We start from the raw sequence: 19,242 nt of genomic DNA on the forward strand, positions 1-19,242 counted from the left end.
ACGAATACTCTTCATATAACCCCTTCTTTCTTTGCAAACTTTTACATACAATAGAAAGGAAAAGCTGATTCATACTTAAGGGGGAGTTAGTATGATATCTAATTGGAATGAAGGTGAGGTTATTGTTCATTTCTTTTATATTCGTGAAAGAGAAGTGAAGCATGCTGCAAATGGGAGTGATTATGCAACCTTCGTATTGGAACGGAACCTTCAGCGAATACAAGCTATTCTTTGGGATTTGACTGCTGAACAAGCTCAACAATTTGAACGGCATGCAGTTGTTAAGGTAGAAGCGACAGTAGGTTCGTATCGCGGACAGAAGCAATTATCAATTCAGCGAATGCGTCTGGTGACGAAAGAAGATCAAGTAAAGGTTGCAGACTTATTATCGCGAGATGGCGTCGATCGAGAAGAATTGTGGCAGGAATTGAGATTGTATATGGAAGAAATACAATCAGATGTGCTTAGAACAATGATTAAGACCATCTTCGGTCAGAAGTCATTTCGTGAACGCTTTACAACGATGCCTGCTGCGAAAATGTATCATCATGCCTATTATGCAGGCTTACTTGAGCATGTAGTAGAAATAACGAGGAGTGCTTGGCATTTATTTCAGGTCTATCCAAATTTAAATAAAGATGTTGTCATTACGACATGTTTGTTACATGATATAGGTAAGACTAAATCCTTTTTAGATGCTACAGCTCCAGAGCTATCAACAGAAGGTGAATTTTTCGGTCATGTTTCAGTTAGCCTAGACATGATCACGCAGGCAGCCTACAGTGCCGGATTGGACTTAGATCATTCAGATATCACACATGTAAGGCATTGCATAGCAAGTCAATTAGGTGAAGTGAGCCAAGGTTTTGGAAGTGCTGCTTCTCCTAAAACAGAGGAAGCTATTTTCTTTTCTTCATTAAAACATTTAAATAGTCAATTAAATAACATGTCGATGTTGAAGGAGCAATCAGTTGAAGACTGGACGTATTCTCCACTGTTTAAAAGACGTGTGTATACTAAAAAAGAAAAGGAGTAGATGGACATTGGAACATCACTGGGATGAGCTTGAACAATGGGAAAGACGCTATTTTGAAAAAGAACAATCAGATCTTGGAATTTTGTACAATCAGTGGCAAGAAAAATGGCTAAAATCATTAAATCAGAAAAGAAAGCGACAAGTACTTTCTTTATTAGATAATTGCCTTGTTCACCTTCAGGCAGGCTTGCTACATAGTCGTTCATTTGAAGACACGAAGAAACGTGTCTATACGCATGCAAGGATCTTTCATCCTACCATTTCAAGCGCGGAAGCATTAAGACAACTTTCAATTGAACAAGCGAATTACTTAGCTGATCAGCTTATGGCTAAACAAAGGCTCTTGTCGGTAGGTCAAGGAGGGATAACAGGCTTAGGTGGTCTCTTCTTTCTTGCTGCTGATCTACCTGCTCTGATGGCCATTCAATTGCGTTCATTACAGCAATTAGCATTTGTATATGGCTATGATTGTCGCCATCCAATGGAGCAGATCGTTATGCTAAAGCTCTATCATTTGGCAACATTACCGAAACAATATCAAAAGGCAGAATGGGACAAGCTATTAGAGGAAAGTCTTGCTCATCAACAAGCGATTTTCTATGAAGGGGACGATTCGATCATTCAAGAGGAATGGTTACAGCGATTTACTCCTCAATTAGCAAAGAGCTTCCTCATTACAATACTACGCCGAAAGACTGTACAGTTTGTTCCATTAATCGGGATGGTTGTTGGAGCAGGAATGAATTACACGTTAACGAAACAAGTGATTGAGGTTGGACAACATTTTTATTTGAAAAGAAGACTATTAGACCTAGCTTCTGATCGTATGACGTAATAAAGGGGAACATTCTAATCATTCTCGTCCATTAGGCTAGGAGACATTATTATGCCCTAGCCTCATTGTCTGATTCTTATTTATAAGGAAGGTGCTAGTCTATATAGGATCCAGAGGTCATTAATAATGGAAGCGAGTTCAGCCATTTCTTCATTCAGTCGGCAGGATTTCTCGAAATCTTCTTCATTTGAAAGGTGCTCATGAACAGAGTGAATTTGATTTTCCATTTGTTTGACTCTGTCCGGAATCGTACCACGAATTTGTTCCCATTTGTTAAGAGTGTTTACTTTCGTCTGCTCATCTAGAGTATCCCATTCTTGTTCGATATGGGGGACGCTTATCCCTAACCGCAGATCGTATATAAATTTCACATGCAATTGGATCACCTCTGACATTGATTATATCGAAAATTGCTATATTTGAAAGTGAAATCATTCAAAAAAGATGCAATAAACACTTGCCAAATTGAGCGCTGCCTGTTAAAGTAATGAATATTAATAAGAAATGCAGTTAGATTTATGCATGAATAGTGCGCTAAATAAAAGCACTCTTTTTTTGAATAACAATGTATAAAAATAATATATTAAGTATTAATATTCATTGGGGGAATGAGAAGATGAGTAAAGAAAAAGTAGTATTAGCTTATTCGGGTGGTTTAGATACGTCAGTTGCGATCAAATGGTTAGCAGATCAAGGGTATGATGTGATTGCAGTTGGTTTAGATGTAGGTGAAGGAAAGGATTTAGATTTTGTTAAGCAAAAAGCTCTTGATGTTGGTGCAATTGAATCATATTCAATTGATGCAAAGAAGGAATTTGCTGAAGATTTTGTGTTACCAGCGCTACAAGCTCATACAATGTATGAGGATAAATATCCACTAGTTTCAGCATTGTCACGTCCACTTATTTCAAAGAAACTCGTTGAAATTGCTGAGCAAACGGGTGCTTCAGCGGTTGCACATGGATGTACCGGAAAAGGGAATGACCAAGTTCGTTTTGAAGTGTCAATCCAAGCTCTTAACCCAGATTTGAAAGTATTAGCTCCTGTACGTGAGTGGGGTTGGTCGCGTGATGAGGAAATTGAATATGCGAAGAAGAATAATGTGCCAATCCCTATTGATCTTGATAATCCATACTCTGTTGACCAGAACTTATGGGGACGTGCAAATGAGTGTGGAATTCTAGAGGATCCTTGGGCAACTCCTCCAGAAGGAGCATATGAACTAACGGCCGCGATTGAGGATACGCCAAATGAAGCAGAGTATGTAGAACTTGCTTTTGAACAAGGTGTGCCTGTTTCTATTAATGGAAAGAACTATCAACTAGATGATTTAATTCTTGAATTAAATCAAATTGCTGGTAAGCATGGTGTTGGACGTATTGATCATGTGGAGAATCGTCTAGTTGGGATTAAATCGCGTGAAGTATATGAGTGTCCTGGTGCGATGACTTTGATAAAAGCACATAAGGAGCTTGAAGATATTACATTAACCAAGGAAGTTGCTCATTTTAAACCAGTTGTATCACAAAAATTATCAGAGGTTATTTATAATGGTCTTTGGTTCTCGCCGATTCGTGATGCGCTTCAAGCATTTCTACTAGAAACGCAAAAAACAGTAACAGGTGTCGTACGTGTGAAATTATTTAAAGGGCATGCAATAGTGGAAGGACGTAAATCACCATATTCTTTATATAATGAGAAGCTTGCAACGTATTCAACAGACGATGAATTTGATCACGGTGCAGCAGTTGGTTTCATTTCATTATGGGGATTATCAACGAAGGTAAATAGTAAAGTCAATAAAGAGCAAAAGGAGGTCAATCAATAGTGTCGAAGCTTTGGGGTGGACGCTTTACGAAAACAGCTGAGGAGTGGGTCGATGCCTTTGGTGCATCGATCGGCTTTGATCAAGCATTAGTGAATGAAGACATAGAAGGAAGTATTGCCCATGTAACGATGCTTGGTAAATGTGGCGTTCTTCCAAAGGATGAGGTTGAACAAATTAAGAACGGCCTTCAAGCTCTTCGCGAAAAAGCGGCAAAGGGTGAACTAGAGTTTTCTGTTCAACAGGAAGATATCCATTTGAATTTAGAGAAGCATCTAATTGATGAAATTGGCCCTGTCGGTGGAAAGCTCCATACAGGTCGTAGTCGAAATGATCAAGTGGCAACGGATATGCATCTCTACTTGCGTAACCAAACGAACGAAATTATGGATGGCTTAAAGAAGCTACAGCAATCTCTTGTCACGCAAGCGAATGAGCATGTAGAAACATTGATTCCTGGTTATACGCATTTGCAGCGTGCTCAACCGGTTTCGTTTGCACACCATTTGCTTGCTTATTTCTGGATGCTTGAAAGGGATTATGGGCGTTTGGAGGATAGCTTGAAGCGGGTGAACGTGTCACCACTTGGTGCAGGTGCGCTTGCAGGGACGACATTCCCGATTGATCGTCACTATTCTGCTGAATTATTAGGGTTTGACGATATTTACCACAATAGTTTAGATGCTGTTAGTGACCGTGACTTCATTGTTGAATTTCTAAATGCGTCCTCAATGATTATGATGCATTTATCACGTCTTTGTGAAGAACTTATTTTATGGTCAACACAAGAGTTCCAATTCATTGAAATGGATGATTCATTTGCAACTGGAAGCAGCATTATGCCGCAGAAGAAGAATCCTGACATGGCAGAATTGATTCGTGGGAAAACAGGAAGAGTGTATGGTCATTTGTTCTCATTATTAACGACATTAAAAGGATTGCCTCTTGCGTATAATAAAGACATGCAAGAGGATAAAGAAGGAATGTTTGATACGGTTGAAACGGTTAAAGGCTCTTTGAATATTTTTGCTGGTATGATTGAGACGATGACGGTGAACGTTGATACGATGGAAAAGGCGGTTCATCATGACTTCTCTAATGCAACCGAGCTAGCCGATTACTTAGCAACAAAAGGAATGCCTTTCCGTCAGGCTCATGAAGTCGTTGGAAAGCTTGTATTAGTTGCGATTCAAAAAGGTGTCTTCCTTCTAGATTTACCGTTCTCTGATTACGAAGATGCGAGTGAGCTTTTTGAAAAAGATATTTACGAAGTGCTTAATCCAAAGACTGTTGTTGCACGCCGAAATAGCGCTGGTGGAACTGGATTTGAACAAGTGCGTGTCTCTTTACTAAAGGCAGAGCAACTTTTGGCGAATTCACATAAATCATAGGTTATTGCTTCATACTAGTCTTGTAATATGAAGTCTAGGAGGAGGCATTTAGGCTGTGAAGGAGCATAAGTTAACGAATGGTTTGTATGATCAACAAGGCGAGCGCGTTGTACATCAACAGTTGCTTGACTCATATAGTTGTGGTACATATGAGCAAAGGCACTTAGATGAAAATAAGACGTACGAGCACTATGAAAAAAGTGAAAAATAACAAAAAGGTCTAAGGTAAGCATGCTGTGCTTGCTTTTGGCCTTTTTAAAATTTAGTAGATCAATGTATAATATACCAATATTTGCCTCATGCTAATGCAGAGGTGATGAGATGAAAAAGCTTATGATCGTTTTCGTCGTTATGTTAAGCATACTTAAAGTAACTGATGTAGCAGCTAGTGGAACAGAATTGATGAGTGCTTATTCTCTTCGCATATCAGCTATAGTGGATGGTCAAGATTATGAATGGGAATATGACAGTCCGAGAAAATATGAATTCGAAAAAGGTTCACAAGTGATGAAGGGAAATGAAGCGAAGGAGCAGGTGGAAGCAATTGTGACGCTTTTACAGATAAGTGAAAATCAATCAATTGACGAGTACGTGGACAATATGAAAGCAGAATATCCTCGTTTATCAAAGTTAGACATTCGCTATATGAATGAGGATGGTCAGTTGTTTACTTGGGTTTGGAATGAGGAATGAGCAATAAGGAAGAAGGGCACTGAAAAAGTTTTAATTCTAACTTTTCCAGTGCCCTTTCCTTTAAGGCTTCCCTTTATGTGCTCTTTACACTCATACGTTTTGATAATTCAATAAAAGGGAATTGAACCTCTTATATCGAATGAATAAAGATTAAGAAGATTATAAGAAGGAGTGTGTAAAGATGAACGTAAGCTACCATGGACATTCAGTTGTCTTTATTAACACAAAAAGAACGAAAATTATTATTGATCCATTCATTACTGGCAATGGTTTAACGGATTTAAATGCTGACTCACTCGAAGTAGATGTAATTCTATTAACCCACGGCCATAATGACCATGTAGGTGACACAGTCGAGTTAGCAAAAAGGAATGATGCGTTAGTGATCGCCCCATTTGAATTAGCAACATATCTAGGTTGGAAAGGTATACAGTGCCACCCGATGCATATCGGTGGTGCGCATACATTTGAATTCGGGACAGTTAAATTAACACAAGCCTTTCACGGATCATCCTATACCGAGGAAGATAATCAGAGAATAGTTTACACAGGGATGCCAGCAGGAATTCTGTTAACGGTTGAAGGAAAAACGATTTTTCATGCTGGGGATACTGCATTATTTAGTGATATGAAGCTAATTGGGGAGCGTAATACGATTGATCTGGCATTTTTACCGATTGGAGATAATTTCACGATGGGGCCAGAAGATGCTACGTTGGCTGCAGAATGGCTGCAAGCGAAACGAGTTGTTCCAATCCATTACAATACATTTCCGGTTATTGAACAAGATCCTAATGAGTATGCTGAGCATTTATCAGGAAAGAAGGGGCTGGCTCTTAAAGTTGGTGAAGGAATCGAATTATAGGAGCAATTGGTACTTCTTTTGAGAGGTACCTTTTTTTAAAAAGAATAAGGGATTTAACGAACATAGCACTAATATCGTGAACCGATAAGCCTTTAAAAAGGATGACCATCCATATATGTGTTCTTGCTCGAATGGGAGAGAACACGTATACTTATGATGGTTATACATAGTAGAGGTCGTTAAAAGTGGAGGAAAAAAGTGGCTACGAAGCACGAACAAATTATTAATTATATTACAAAACTGCGAATAGGTGAAAAGATTTCTGTTCGTTCAATTGCTAAGGCTCTAATCGTTAGTGAAGGAACAGCGTATCGAGCTATTAAAGAAGCCGAAAATCAAGGAATTGTTAGTACAATCGAACGTGTTGGGACGATTCGGATTGAGAAAAAGCGTAAAGAAAATATTGAACGGTTAACGTATGCAGAAGTCGTTAACATTGTTGAAGGGCAAGTGCTTGGAGGTAGACGAGGCTTACATAAAACATTAAATCGATTTGTTATAGGTGCTATGAAGGTCGATGCGATGATGAGGTATATGGAGGTCGGGAATTTACTGATTGTCGGGAATCGTGAAGAAATTCATAAGGTCGGGATTGAATCTGGAACAGCCGTATTAATCACTGGTGGTTTTTCTACAAGTGATGAAGTCATTAGACTTGCAGATGAACTGGAATTGCCTATTATTTCAACGAGCTATGACACATTTACGGTGGCGGCGATGATTAACCGAGCCATATATGATCAATTAATCAAGAAAGAAATTGTACTTGTTGATGATATATTAATTCCACTTGCCAATACATACTATTTGAAAACGGATGATACGGTTAAACGATGGGATCATTTAAATAAAGAAACAGGACATAGTCGATACCCGGTTATTAATGAATCGATGAAGGTACAAGGGATGATTGCGGCGAAGGATGTAGTCGGGGTTGACTCTCATACGAGAATTGAAAAAGTGATGACGACTGACCCGATTACCGTTAATGAACGAACATCAATTGCAACTGTTGCTCATTTATTAGTATGGGAAGGGATCGAATTATTGCCAGTTATTGACCAAGCGAAGAAGCTTATCGGTGTTGTGAGTAGGCAGGATGTATTAAAGGCTCTACAAATGGTTCAAAGACAGCCACATGTAGGTGAGACGATTGAAGAAATTGTCACAAGAAGATTACAAGATTGTTCTACAGAAGAGCGGTTTCAATTTTCCTGTGAAGTAACACCACAGATGACGAATCAATTAGGATCAATATCTTACGGTGTATTTACGATTCTAGTGACAGAGATAGGAAGAAGAGTACTCCGTACATATAAAAAAGGTGATTTAGTCGTTGAAAATATTACATTATATTTCATAAAGCCCGTACAAATGGAAAGTATACTGCGAATCGAACCGAAAGTGTTGGAGATGGGTCGGAAGCATGGAAAGATTGACGTTGAGCTTTATCATGATACGAAAATCGTCGGAAAAGCCCTCATGATGGCTCAACTGATCGATTAGCAGGTTATTTTAGCGAGCATAATAGGTAAAGTTATACTTTGAAATCAAAGGACATGGAAGTGGATACAGCAAGTATGAATGTATAAGTACATTATTTTATAATAAAAACCGTTAAAGTGTGCTGCCAACTTTAACGGTTAAGTATGTATTTCTGTGAAGTTACCATAAGAAAAGACGCGCAGCGTTTTTCTTATGGTAATTGATTGATGTAATGGCTTCGTGCTCGAAAGCCATAAATGAGATTAGCAATACCGAAAATGAGGAAAACAATCCCAACAACCCAATCGATGGTGTTCCGCGGTGATATTAACAAATTAGCACCAAATGCTGCTAAGAAAATCCCAAGGCTTAATGTGGATTTGGATTGATAAATACGTTTTAAAAGTGGTTCTGATTGGCGCCATGCTTTGATCCTATTGTAAAGGAAAAATACGACTGATAAGACAATGATAATAATTAATAGTTTTTCCATTCGTTCCTCCTGCATGTACATTAAATTCACTTATGCCATCTATTGTAACGTTAACAAGTGAAAGATGCTAGTGAAGGAAGCGTGAACGAAATGAGGAGAGGAGAATTCAATGAATAATGAGATAAAATTAAAAATAGAGCAACACGAGACGATCATTCTTCACCGTCATGTTCGTCCTGATCCAGATGCAATTGGAGCGCAGTTAGGATTGAAAAAGGCGATTCAAAATCAATACCCAAAAAAGAACGTTTATGCAGTAGGTGAAGAAGAAGAGTCGTTACGCTTTTTAGGTGAGATGGATAAAGTGGAGGATGACATTTACGAAGGTGCTGCTGTCATCGTTTGTGATACCGCGAATGTTGAACGTATTTCTGACTCGAGGTTTAAGAAAGGCTCCTATTTAATAAAAATAGACCATCACCCTAATGACGAGCCTTATGGTGATGTATATTGGGTCGATCCAACGTACAGCTCAACTTGTGAGATGATTGTTGAATGGATGCTTCAGTACAATTGGGAGTTTGATCAAGAGATAGCGGAATCACTATATGCTGGGATTGTTGGTGATACGGGGAGGTTTCGTTTTGATAATACAACACCAGATACGTTACGAAGAACGAGTGTCTTGCTCGAGTATCCTTTTGATCGGAATGAGTTCTATTCACAGCTACATAAGAAAGATCTACGAATGCTCCGTCTAGAAGGGTATATTTTGCAAAACTTTAAAGTGATCGAAGGCTGTGTTGGTGCGATGTATTTAACAAAAGACATTCTGGATTCATTTGAGGTCACGTCAAATGAATCTTCACAGTTTGTTAATCTATTCTCGGATGTAGAAGGCTTAAAAACATGGGTTTTCTTTGTTGAAGAAGAGGATCGAATTAGAGTGAGGTTAAGATCAAAGGGACCGACGATTAATGATATTGCAGTTGAATATCATGGTGGAGGGCATCCAAAAGCTTCTGGGGCAACAGCATTTTCATGGGATGAAACGGATGATATTATAGAAAAGCTTATTCGTGTTAGTAAAACAGGTGCCGAGAAGTAGCTCGTGATTTCGAAGTGGTCATGAGCTACTTGCTGGTATAATTGCAAGTTCAATTCTTAGCGTCGTGAAAAGGTAAATTTCTTGCACATCAACCTGGAATTCATTATCGTCAACGTTAAATACTTTATTTTCAAGGGCACGAATCATTAAATCCTTCATACTCGCAACAGTTTCAATGTCTTCTCGTTCTAAATGTTGGAGTTCTTCAATAATTTGTGTGCGTAACTCTAATTGTGTTAATTGGTTCAAGCGTAATCGACGGGCATTACTTAACTCAACCTCAATTGATTGAATCGTCAATTTCTTTTGATTCTCTTCATTCAATTTGGTTTGCTCACTATTTAGCTCAGCAATTCGGGCTTCTAATGTGATAATCGTCGAGCGTTGTTCGGAAAGCTGGATCATTAATGCATTATAAAGTTGTCCATATTGAAATAGAAAAAAAAACCACCCACAAAGGACACCGATTATGAATCCAGCGAGAAAACGTTGAAATGTGGTACGTTTATACAACGGTGGGATTCTCATGAGGAAACAGACTCCCCAACAAGCCATTGAATCACGGTTATACCTGTTTGAGCTCCGCATAATGCAGCAAAGATCATGAGGCCTGTTTTGACTATATCATCATGAATTCCTTCAAATAGCCCTCTCTCTATACTTGAAATAGCGTCAAATGTACCGCCTATAGCTGCAACAATAGCCCAGATTTTTAAGTTCCCTGCAAGATTATGAATGACAGAGAGTGGTGGCTTACCAATTAAGAATGCGCCGATTCCTCCAATTAGTGCACCACCGATAATGACACCAAAGGCAACGAAAAAATCAATAATTAACGTAGCGAGAAGCTCACGATTTAGCAAATGGCTCATCCTTTCTACATAAATGATTCTAAACAAAGAAAAATTTGCTGAAGGTATGTGTTAAATGAGACTGTGTTCATGTGTTCAACGTAGTAGCTTTTCTATTCTGCTGGCAAAGCTTATTTCTATATATAGTCAGATTGAATGAAAGTTATGACAAGCATTCAATAGAGGGGGAGGATGAACAATGGAAGTTGTACCGATTCACGTATTAAGTGAATATAGTCTTCTTTCTTCAACAAATCGAATTGAAGAGCTTATACAGCATGCTCACGTATTAGGCTATAAACAGCTAGCATTAACAGATAAAAATGTTTTGTATGGTGCTGTTCCCTTCTATCAAGCATGTAAAAAACGAGGAATTAAACCAATTATCGGACTGGACATATCGGTTCAAGTTCAAGCTGATTCGGTTCAAAATATGAGATTATATGCGAAAAACAATGAGGGCTATAAGCAATTAATGCTTCTTTCTTCAAGGTGGCATCATAAAGAAAGAGAGGATCGCTTCTTAACTAAAGAAGAGATCACAAGCTCCATGGAGAATGTGGTCATCGTCATACCTTTTGAGTATGGTCCAATCACTAATACTGTTCGAAATGGTGATTGGAATAAGGCGATGATTTGGTTAGAGGAATGGATTCCTAAACGAGCGATTAGTCATACATTTATTGAGATCCATTCTAATGAAGGGCAAAATGATCAATATCTTGAACATTTACAGAAAATTTCAGATCAAACAGGAATCCGTTTAATAGCTGCACAGCCTTGTCACTATTTAAAGAAATCTGATGTCAATGCGTATCATGTGTTACGAGCGATTCGAGATGGGAAAAAACTAGAGGAAACAGAGCTACTCACGCAAGAACGCCATTATTATTTAAAGGATCCTAGTGAAATGGCGGCAGACTTTCGGGGCTGGGAGAAAGCTTTAGAAAACACATCTCAGCTAGCTGAGATGTGTAATGTCGAGATAGAGTTGAATAAGATTCAATTACCAACCTATCCAACAGATCGTATAAGCGCAGATGAACAGCTAGAGGAGCTTTGTTTGCAAGGATGTAAGCAACGTTATGAGTATGTAACAGCAGCAATAGAACAACGATTAAAAAAAGAACTTACCGTTATTTATGAGATGGGATATAGCGATTACTTTTTAATCGTTTGGGATTTCATGCGCTATGCAAAAGAAAACGGGATGATGACAGGTCCTGGTCGGGGATCAGCAGCAGGCTCGCTTGTCGCATATCTATTAGAGATTACAGATGTTGACCCGCTTCAATACGACTTATTGTTCGAACGATTCTTGAACCCAGAGCGGGTTTCAATGCCAGATATTGATATTGACTTTCCCGATCATCGGCGTGATGAGGTTATTGAATATGTACAAAAAAAATATGGACGTGATCGTGTGGCACATATTTTAACATTTGGGACGCTTGCGGCTCGTGCGGTCATACGTGATGTCGCTAAAGTATTAGGTGTACAAGCTTATATGATGAATCAGCTATTGAAAGAAATACCAGTATCACCAGGGATGACATTGGACAAAGCGTGGGAAAGTAGTGAGAAATTAAAGTCACTGCTTGCAGAGTCGGTGGAGGCGAAGCGATTATGGGAAATTGCTACACAGTTAGAAGGACTGCCCAGACATACGTCTACTCATGCTGCTGGTGTTGTCATAAGCGCTGAGCCACTTACAAATGTACTTGCTCTTCAAGCTGGTACAACGAATGTTTCTTTAACCCAAGCAACGATGGATGTAGTTGAGCAATTAGGTTTGTTGAAGTTTGATTTTTTGGGACTTCGTAATTTAACATTACTTGAACGTATTGTCTATTATATTGAACAACAAACAGGAACATGGCTTGATGTCGAGCGAATTCCATTAAATGACCGAAAAACCTTTCAACTATTAAGTGATGCTGATACAACGGGGGTTTTTCAGTTAGAATCAAATGGCATGAGACGGGTATTATCATCGCTGCAGCCAACTGAATTTGAAGATATTGTTGCTGTTAATGCTTTGTATCGACCGGGACCAATGGAATATATACAAACGTATATAAAAAGAAAATATAAGCAAGAAGAGGTTACGTACCCACATTCAGATGTAAAGCCGTTACTCGAACAGACATATGGTGTTCTTATCTATCAGGAACAAATTATGCAAATGGCATCAATATTAGCAGGCTTTTCACTAGCGGAAGCGGATCTACTTAGAAGGGCGATTAGTAAAAAGAAGAAGAATGATTTAGAAGAACAACGAATAACGTTTATTCAAGGGGCAGTAAGAAAGGGTTATTCAGAAGATGTAGCGGCAAATGTATTCAGCTTAATTGAACGTTTTGCTGATTATGGATTTAATAGAAGTCATGCTGTAGCCTATAGTTTAATTAGCTACCGTCTTGCTTATTTGAAAGCACATTACCCGTTACCTTTCTATACAGCTCTATTGTCTTCAGCTTGGAATCAACAAGATAAATTGTATAGCTTCATTCAGGAAAGCAGGGAAAAAGGTTTAGACATACGTCCACCATCTTTGTTAAAAAGTGAGTGGTTATTTTCAATCGAAGAGCAATCGATTCGATTTGGTTTATTACCGATTTCTCATATTGGTGTTCAAGCTGCTAAAGAGATTATGACTATTCGAAATAAAAAGAAGATAAACGATTTGTTTCAATTGACGATTGAGCTTTATCCAAGCTTGTCCAAGAAGGCGCTTGAATCTTTAATAAAAGCTGGCGCCTTGGATTATATGGATGAAGATCGTGCCGTATTACTCGCTTCGGTAGATGATTCAATTGAATTTGCTCAGAATGTGAAGGAATTTCAAGAAGAGACAGAAGGGCTGTTTACATTAGATATGGAAGCTCCACTCTACCAACAGGTAGAACCATTTACAGAGCATGAACGATTGGAATTTGAAAAGGAAGTGCTCGGCTTCTATTTATCTGGACACCCGTTAGAGAAGTATGGTGAGAAACTCGCTTCTATTGGTCGAGTGACAATTATAGAAGCGTTCACGAAAGTAGGCTCTGTTATTCTAGCAGGGAAGGTTGAATCGATTAAGCGAATTCGGACAAAAAAGGGCGATGCTATGGCATTTGCTTCTGTTGTTGATGAAACAGGAACAATCAATGCAACCTTCTTTCCGCTTGTTTGGTCAAAAGTGCGTGATTTACTAATAGAAGGAGAGATGTACGTACTAGAAGGCAGAACAGACTTTTCTCAGCAACGAAAATCACTTGTGGTGGAACGACTTTATTCTGTCACTACATTGAAGGAGAAAGCGAGTCAGCGACTTTATTTACGAATTATGAATGACACTGATCCAGAACGGTTAAACCAGTTAAAAAGGATTATGCAACAATATCCCGGAGACATCCCGATTATTTTGTATTATGAAAAAACAAATCAAACAAAATATTTGTCGAAGGAATACTTAGTAAACTCTTCAGATGCTTGTCTTCATGCTCTTTATCAACTGTTAGGTAAAGATAATGTTAAGATTCGTCCATAATTGTTACTTGGCTAATGAGAAAAGTTTATATATAATTAGAGAAGTTTTTCGAGGTGGTCAGACCAATATGGACGATCATGAGAAAAGGAGTGTTCGCTTGTGACATCATTTAAAGATGAAGCCTTGAAAATTCATCGAAAGCACCGTGGCAAATTAGAAGCAAAAGCAAAGGTGCCAGTACAGAATGCACATGATTTAAGTTTAGTCTATTCTCCTGGTGTCGCAGATCCTTGCGAAGAAATTCATCGTAATCGAGAAAAGGTTTATGAATATACGATGAAGGGGAACTTTGTCGCAGTTGTTAGTAATGGGACAGCTGTTCTTGGTCTTGGGAATATTGGGCCTGAAGCTTCTTTACCTGTTATGGAAGGGAAAGCTGTCTTGTTTAAGTCTTTTGCTGGGGTTGATGCATTCCCATTATGTATTAAGACAAAGCAGGTTGAAGAAATTGTCATGACTGTGAAGCAGCTTGAGCCGACATTTGCTGGAATTAACTTGGAGGATTTTGCTGCGCCGCATTGCTTTGAAGTAGAGAGGCGTTTGAAGGAAGAAATGAATATTCCTGTTTTTCATGATGACCAGCACGGAACAGCAATTGTGACATTAGCTGGTTTACTAAATGCGTGTAAGCTGACAGGAAGAAAGCTTGAGACAGCGAAAATAATCGTCAATGGTGCTGGAGCTGCTGGTATAGCTATCATCAAGCTTTTAAGAAGTATGGGGGCTAAGCAGACGATTTTATGTGATTCGCGCGGAGCGATTTACAAAAGCCGTCAAGAGGGGATGAATAAGCAGAAGCTAGAAGTTGCAACGTTCACAAACCCTACTCAGCAAAAAGGAAAGCTTGAATCGGTCGTAAAGGACGCGGACATTTTTGTAGGTGTCTCAGTTGAAGGGGTGCTAACAAAAGAAATGGTTCAAAGGATGAATCCGGAGCCCATTATTTTTGCAATGGCTAATCCAAACCCTGAAATTGCACCTGAAGACGCATTAGTAGCAGGTGCAAAAGTGATTGGTACAGGTCGTTCCGATTATCCGAATCAAGTTAATAATGTGCTCGCTTTTCCAGGTGTGTTTCGTGGTGCTATAGATGTACGTGCAACTGATATAAATGAAGAAATGAAGGCTGCGGCTGTTTATGCAATTGCCAACTTAATTGAAGGGGAGCTTGACTCTAATTATGTCATTCCCGCACCGTTTGATAAACGTGTGTCACCAGCTGTTGCAGCTGCTGTTGCTAAAGCAGCCATAGATAGTGGCGTGGCCACCGTCCACACTGATCCCAAAGAAGTAGCGAAGAGAACAGCAGAAATGGCCATTATACAGCCTGATATGAACTAAACGAGGGGCTCTTGTCGATGCAGTCAAAGCGTTATTTAGAAATTATTACACAAATTCAAGGTATCATCGAGGCTGATCAACTTTCAGAAGGAGATCGGCTTCCCTCTGAACGTGAGTTAAGTGAACGTTTAGGGGTCGCTAGATCTTCTGTTAGAGAAGCGCTGAGGGCATTAGAATTGTTAGAGTTCATTGAGACTCGTCGTGGTGAAGGAACGTTTATGAAATCAGCGAATAGCTATCGTTTAGTCGAGTTATTATTATCTTTTCTTTTAAAAAATGAAAAAGCGAAGCAGGATCTTTCAGAAACAAGAAGAATAGTTGAAATTGAAGCTTTTAAATTGGCGTGTGAACGAATGGGACAAGAGCAGATTGAAAGACTAAGTCAATTAGTAGAATCATCTGAGCAGAGAGAGAGGATGCCAAGTGATGATTACGCCTTCCATAAAGAGCTTGTTATGAATAGTCAAAATCGTCTATTAACTAACATTTGGGATTCACTTGTCCAATATAATAAAGCTGCTATGACACGAGCTGTTCAATCAATTGATCCGGTCAAGCATAGTGCTGAGCATAAACAGATCATTCACGCCTTAGTGAAGGAAGATCATGGGTTGGCTGTTAATATACTAAAGAAGCACTTAAAAAAAAGCCCTTTTTAATATAAATAGAATGATGAAGCAGTGAGGTGTTAAGATGTTTAAAGATTTTTTGAGTAAGAAGCGTAAATATGCAACGATTCCGTCTGAACGAGCAAAGCAAGAGGTCCCCGAAGGCTTAATGACAAAATGCCCTTCATGTCGGACTATTATGTATACGAAGGAATTAAAAAAGAATTTACTTGTCTGCCATTCTTGTGGGTTTCATCATCGAATGACAGCACCTGAGCGAATTGCTAGTTTAATGGACGAAGGGTCTTTCGTTGAGACAAATCGGGACATGCTTAGTAAGAATCCACTAGAGTTCCCAACATATGAAAAAAAATTAGAATCAGACCGCAAGAAAACGGAATTGAATGAAGCAATTGTAACAGGTCATGGTACGATCAATGGTTTACCTACTGTAATGGCCGTAATGGATGCACGTTTTCGAATGGGAAGTATGGGTTCTGTCGTCGGTGAAAAAATTACAAGATCTGTTGAATATGCGATTGAAAAAGGAATTCCGTTTATATTATTTTCAGCTTCAGGTGGGGCAAGAATGCAAGAAGGTGTTTTAAGCTTAATGCAGATGGCTAAGACGAGCGCTGCGTTGCAGAAGCTTAACCGACAAGGTGGATTATTTATTTCGATTATGACTCATCCTACAACAGGTGGTGTTTCAGCTAGCTTCGCTTCATTAGGTGACTACAATTTTGCTGAACCAAAAGCATTAATTGGATTTGCAGGTCGAAGAATTATTGAACAAACGATTCGACAAGAGTTACCTGAAGACTTTCAAACAGCTGAATTTTTATTAAAGCACGGTCAGCTTGATCGGGTTATTCCACGAAATGAAATGAAAGAGACATTAACGACGATTCTAGATTTACATCAAGGAGGTGGAACCAATGGCGACTAATTTAGGCTTTGAGAAACCGATTGTGGAATTAAAAAATAAAATTAACGAGCTTCGTTCCTTTACAGAAGAAAAGGAAATCGATCTAACTGATGAAATAAAAAAATTAGAAAAGAGACTTCAACAGCTAGAACTAGATATTTACGGAAATTTACAGCCTTGGGAACGTGTTCAAATTGCTCGTCATAACGACCGCCCTACGACTCTTGATTATATTGAGCACTTATTTACAGATTTTCTCGAAATGCATGGCGATCGATTATATGGCGATGATGCAGCGATTGTTGGTGGGATTGCGAAATACAAAGGGACTCCTGTAACCGTTATTGGTCACCAACGTGGTAAAGATACAAAAGAAAATATTCATCGTAATTTTGGCATGCCACACCCAGAAGGCTATCGTAAAGCGTTACGACTAATGAAACAGGCTGATAAATTTAAACGACCAATTATTTGTTTTATAGATACGAAGGGTGCTTACCCAGGGAAAGCAGCTGAAGAACGAGGACAGAGTGAAGCGATAGCTAGGAACCTACTAGAGATGGCTGGTTTATCCGTCCCTGTTGTTTGTATTGTCATTGGAGAAGGTGGAAGTGGAGGCGCATTGGCATTAGGTGTAGGAAATCATTTGCATATGCTTGAGAACTCGACGTATTCCGTCATTTCTCCTGAAGGTGCGGCTGCTTTATTATGGAAAGATGCCTCACTCGCTCAAAAGGCAGCAGAGACGATGAAGATCACTGCTCCTGACTTAAAAAAATTAGGTGTAATTGATGAAGTTGTACGTGAAGTCAAGGGTGGCGCGCATCGTCATACTAAAGAACAAGCAGGAGCGATTGATGAAGTGATTGAACGCTCACTTTCTGTATTGAGCCATCTTAGTGAAGATGACCTTATTGAACAACGGTATCAAAAATACAAAAAAATTGGACAATATTCAAGTGTAACCGATACCATCCCTATAAATTAAAGAAAAACTACACCCTATCGTGAGGGTGTAGTTTTTCTAATTGGTAGGTTCTGTATTGTATTTATGCAACGAAAGTGTTATTTTTAAGAACGGGATACGTTTGAGCTTCCTGCTTCATGTCAATAGTAATATTGAACCGATCTGTTTTTATAACGAATAAAATGATATGATTTTGTTAAGTTATCGTGTAATAAAATTGAGGGTAAAAGTACACAAGCAAGAAGCTTTGTGGAACTTTTCGCAATATATGATGATTGATTAGAGGAGGTTTGTGTGAATATGAAGAGAATTGGAGTGTTAACAAGTGGTGGTGACTCGCCAGGAATGAATGCTGCTATTCGGGCTGTTGTTCGTAAAGGAATTTATCATAATCTAGAGGTATACGGGATTTATTATGGTTATGCTGGCTTAATGGATGGCGACATTAAAAAAATGGAATTAGGCTCAGTTGGTGATATTATCCACCGTGGTGGTACGATGTTGTATACAGCTCGTTCCGAAGAATTTAAGACGCTCGAAGGTCAAAAGAAAGGCATTGAGCAGTTAAATAAATTTGGCATTGAAGGTCTAGTCGTCATTGGGGGCGATGGATCATTTAGAGGCGCACAAAAGCTAACAGAGCATGGTTTCCCGACTATTGGTGTTCCTGGTACAATTGATAATGATATTCCTGGAACTGATTTTACAATTGGTTTTGATACAGCATTGAATACAGTCATTGATGCAATTGATAAGATTCGTGATACAGCGACGTCTCACGAGCGTACATACGTAGTTGAAGTAATGGGGCGCCATGCCGGTGATTTGGCATTGTGGTCAGGCTTAGCTGATGGTGCTGAAACGATTGTCATTCCAGAAGCAGACTATGAAATGAGTGACGTAATTGCACGCCTAAAGCGTGGACAAGATCGTGGAAAGAAGCATAGTATTATCGTTGTAGCCGAAGGTGTAGGAAGTGGCTTTGAATTTGGAGAACGCATTAAGCAGGAAATGAACCTAGAGACGCGTGTTACCGTATTAGGGCATATACAACGTGGAGGTTCTCCAACAGCATTTGATCGCGTGCTAGCCAGCCGACTCGGGGCGAAAGCGGTTGACCATTTACTTGCTGGTAAGGCAGGCATCACTGTAGGAATTGAGAAAAATGAGCTAGTGTACCATGACATTGATGAAGCTCTTTCTCGTAAGCATACGATTGACCTAGGAATGTACACTTTATCTCAAGAATTATCAATCTAAAGAGCATACAATGGGGCCGTTTGCTACGTGTTTTGTGGCGAGATAAGCGCTCACCACAAGACTATTAAAAGATGTAGCGAT

At 39.1% G+C, this 19,242-nt stretch carries 19 protein-coding genes; 15 read left to right on the forward strand and 4 right to left on the reverse strand.

The window, feature by feature from the left end; translation table 11 throughout:
• Positions 1-91 precede the first annotated feature (91 nt).
• Positions 92-1,036, forward strand: a complete 945-nt coding sequence (locus MW695_RS08060) for a 3'-5' exoribonuclease YhaM family protein (protein WP_247104712.1) — start codon at positions 92-94, stop codon at positions 1,034-1,036.
• Between the two features lie 7 nt (positions 1,037-1,043).
• On the forward strand, positions 1,044-1,871 hold the full coding sequence (locus MW695_RS08065) for an EcsC family protein (protein ID WP_247104714.1): 828 nt from the start codon (positions 1,044-1,046) through the stop codon (positions 1,869-1,871).
• 80 nt (positions 1,872-1,951) lie between these two features.
• Here MW695_RS08065 and MW695_RS08070 read toward each other — a convergent pair whose 3' ends face one another.
• Positions 1,952-2,248 carry a radical SAM protein gene (locus tag MW695_RS08070; protein WP_247104795.1) on the reverse strand — a complete coding sequence of 99 codons (297 nt, stop codon included), beginning with the start codon at positions 2,246-2,248 and terminating at the stop codon, positions 1,952-1,954.
• 239 nt (positions 2,249-2,487) lie between these two features.
• Between MW695_RS08070 and MW695_RS08075 the strand changes: the two genes are divergently transcribed.
• The 6 genes from MW695_RS08075 (at position 2,488) to MW695_RS08100 (ending at position 8,151) form a co-directional block, all read left to right on the forward strand.
• Positions 2,488-3,699, forward strand: a complete 1,212-nt coding sequence (locus MW695_RS08075) for an argininosuccinate synthase (RefSeq protein WP_247104716.1) — start codon at positions 2,488-2,490, stop codon at positions 3,697-3,699.
• Complete coding sequence (gene argH / locus MW695_RS08080; RefSeq protein WP_247104718.1) at positions 3,699-5,087, forward strand: argininosuccinate lyase; 1,389 nt, start codon at positions 3,699-3,701, stop codon at positions 5,085-5,087. The genes MW695_RS08075 and argH overlap by 1 nt, the downstream gene beginning before the upstream one ends.
• Positions 5,088-5,142: 55 nt before the next feature.
• Positions 5,143-5,298, forward strand: coding sequence for a hypothetical protein (locus tag MW695_RS08085; protein ID WP_247104720.1), 156 nt, complete (start codon positions 5,143-5,145; stop codon positions 5,296-5,298).
• 110 nt (positions 5,299-5,408) lie between these two features.
• Positions 5,409-5,780, forward strand: coding sequence for a YusW family protein (locus MW695_RS08090; protein WP_247104722.1), 372 nt, complete (start codon positions 5,409-5,411; stop codon positions 5,778-5,780).
• Between the two features lie 181 nt (positions 5,781-5,961).
• The gene (locus tag MW695_RS08095; RefSeq protein ID WP_247104723.1) at positions 5,962-6,645 is read left to right on the forward strand and encodes a metal-dependent hydrolase; all 684 of its coding nucleotides are present in this window, start codon (positions 5,962-5,964) and stop codon (positions 6,643-6,645) included.
• 198 nt (positions 6,646-6,843) lie between these two features.
• Positions 6,844-8,151: a DRTGG domain-containing protein gene (locus MW695_RS08100; protein WP_247104724.1), complete on the forward strand. Its 1,308-nt coding sequence runs from the start codon at positions 6,844-6,846 to the stop codon at positions 8,149-8,151.
• A 190-nt stretch (positions 8,152-8,341) separates the two neighbouring features.
• Here MW695_RS08100 and MW695_RS08105 read toward each other — a convergent pair whose 3' ends face one another.
• Positions 8,342-8,623 (reverse strand): YtpI family protein, encoded by a 282-nt coding sequence (locus tag MW695_RS08105; RefSeq protein WP_247104725.1) that lies wholly within the window; start codon positions 8,621-8,623, stop codon positions 8,342-8,344.
• A 109-nt stretch (positions 8,624-8,732) separates the two neighbouring features.
• On the opposite strand from MW695_RS08105, the gene MW695_RS08110 reads away from it, so the two are divergent.
• Positions 8,733-9,671, forward strand: coding sequence for a DHH family phosphoesterase (locus tag MW695_RS08110; protein ID WP_247104726.1), 939 nt, complete (start codon positions 8,733-8,735; stop codon positions 9,669-9,671).
• An 18-nt stretch (positions 9,672-9,689) separates the two neighbouring features.
• Here the strand turns inward: MW695_RS08110 and ytrI are convergent, their stop codons facing one another.
• Both ytrI and ytrH read right to left on the reverse strand, forming a co-directional pair.
• Positions 9,690-10,199 (reverse strand): sporulation membrane protein YtrI, encoded by a 510-nt coding sequence (ytrI, locus tag MW695_RS08115; protein ID WP_247104727.1) that lies wholly within the window; start codon positions 10,197-10,199, stop codon positions 9,690-9,692.
• Positions 10,196-10,543, reverse strand: a complete 348-nt coding sequence (ytrH, locus tag MW695_RS08120) for a sporulation membrane protein YtrH (RefSeq protein ID WP_247104728.1) — start codon at positions 10,541-10,543, stop codon at positions 10,196-10,198. The genes ytrI and ytrH overlap by 4 nt, the downstream gene beginning before the upstream one ends.
• Before the next feature lie 178 nt (positions 10,544-10,721).
• Between ytrH and dnaE the strand changes: the two genes are divergently transcribed.
• The 6 genes from dnaE (at position 10,722) to pfkA (ending at position 19,161) form a co-directional block, all read left to right on the forward strand.
• On the forward strand, positions 10,722-14,057 hold the full coding sequence (gene dnaE / locus MW695_RS08125; RefSeq protein WP_247104730.1) for a DNA polymerase III subunit alpha: 3,336 nt from the start codon (positions 10,722-10,724) through the stop codon (positions 14,055-14,057).
• A gap of 99 nt (positions 14,058-14,156) precedes the next feature.
• Positions 14,157-15,398 (forward strand): NAD(P)-dependent malic enzyme, encoded by a 1,242-nt coding sequence (locus MW695_RS08130; RefSeq protein ID WP_247104732.1) that lies wholly within the window; start codon positions 14,157-14,159, stop codon positions 15,396-15,398.
• A gap of 17 nt (positions 15,399-15,415) precedes the next feature.
• Entirely contained in the window at positions 15,416-16,057 is a 642-nt protein-coding gene (locus tag MW695_RS08135) for a FadR/GntR family transcriptional regulator (protein ID WP_247104734.1), read from the forward strand.
• A 34-nt stretch (positions 16,058-16,091) separates the two neighbouring features.
• On the forward strand, positions 16,092-16,955 hold the full coding sequence (gene accD / locus MW695_RS08140) for an acetyl-CoA carboxylase, carboxyltransferase subunit beta (RefSeq protein WP_247104735.1): 864 nt from the start codon (positions 16,092-16,094) through the stop codon (positions 16,953-16,955).
• Positions 16,945-17,922, forward strand: a complete 978-nt coding sequence (accA, locus tag MW695_RS08145) for an acetyl-CoA carboxylase carboxyl transferase subunit alpha (RefSeq protein WP_247104737.1) — start codon at positions 16,945-16,947, stop codon at positions 17,920-17,922. The genes accD and accA overlap by 11 nt, the downstream gene beginning before the upstream one ends.
• Positions 17,923-18,201: 279 nt before the next feature.
• A complete protein-coding gene (gene pfkA, locus MW695_RS08150) occupies positions 18,202-19,161 on the forward strand; it encodes a 6-phosphofructokinase (protein WP_247104796.1) in 960 nt (319 codons plus the stop codon).
• Positions 19,162-19,242: the final 81 nt, after the last annotated feature.

The organism is Halalkalibacter sp. APA_J-10(15) (genome assembly GCF_023017105.1).
GTDB lineage: Bacteria > Bacillota > Bacilli > Bacillales > Bacillaceae_D > Halalkalibacter.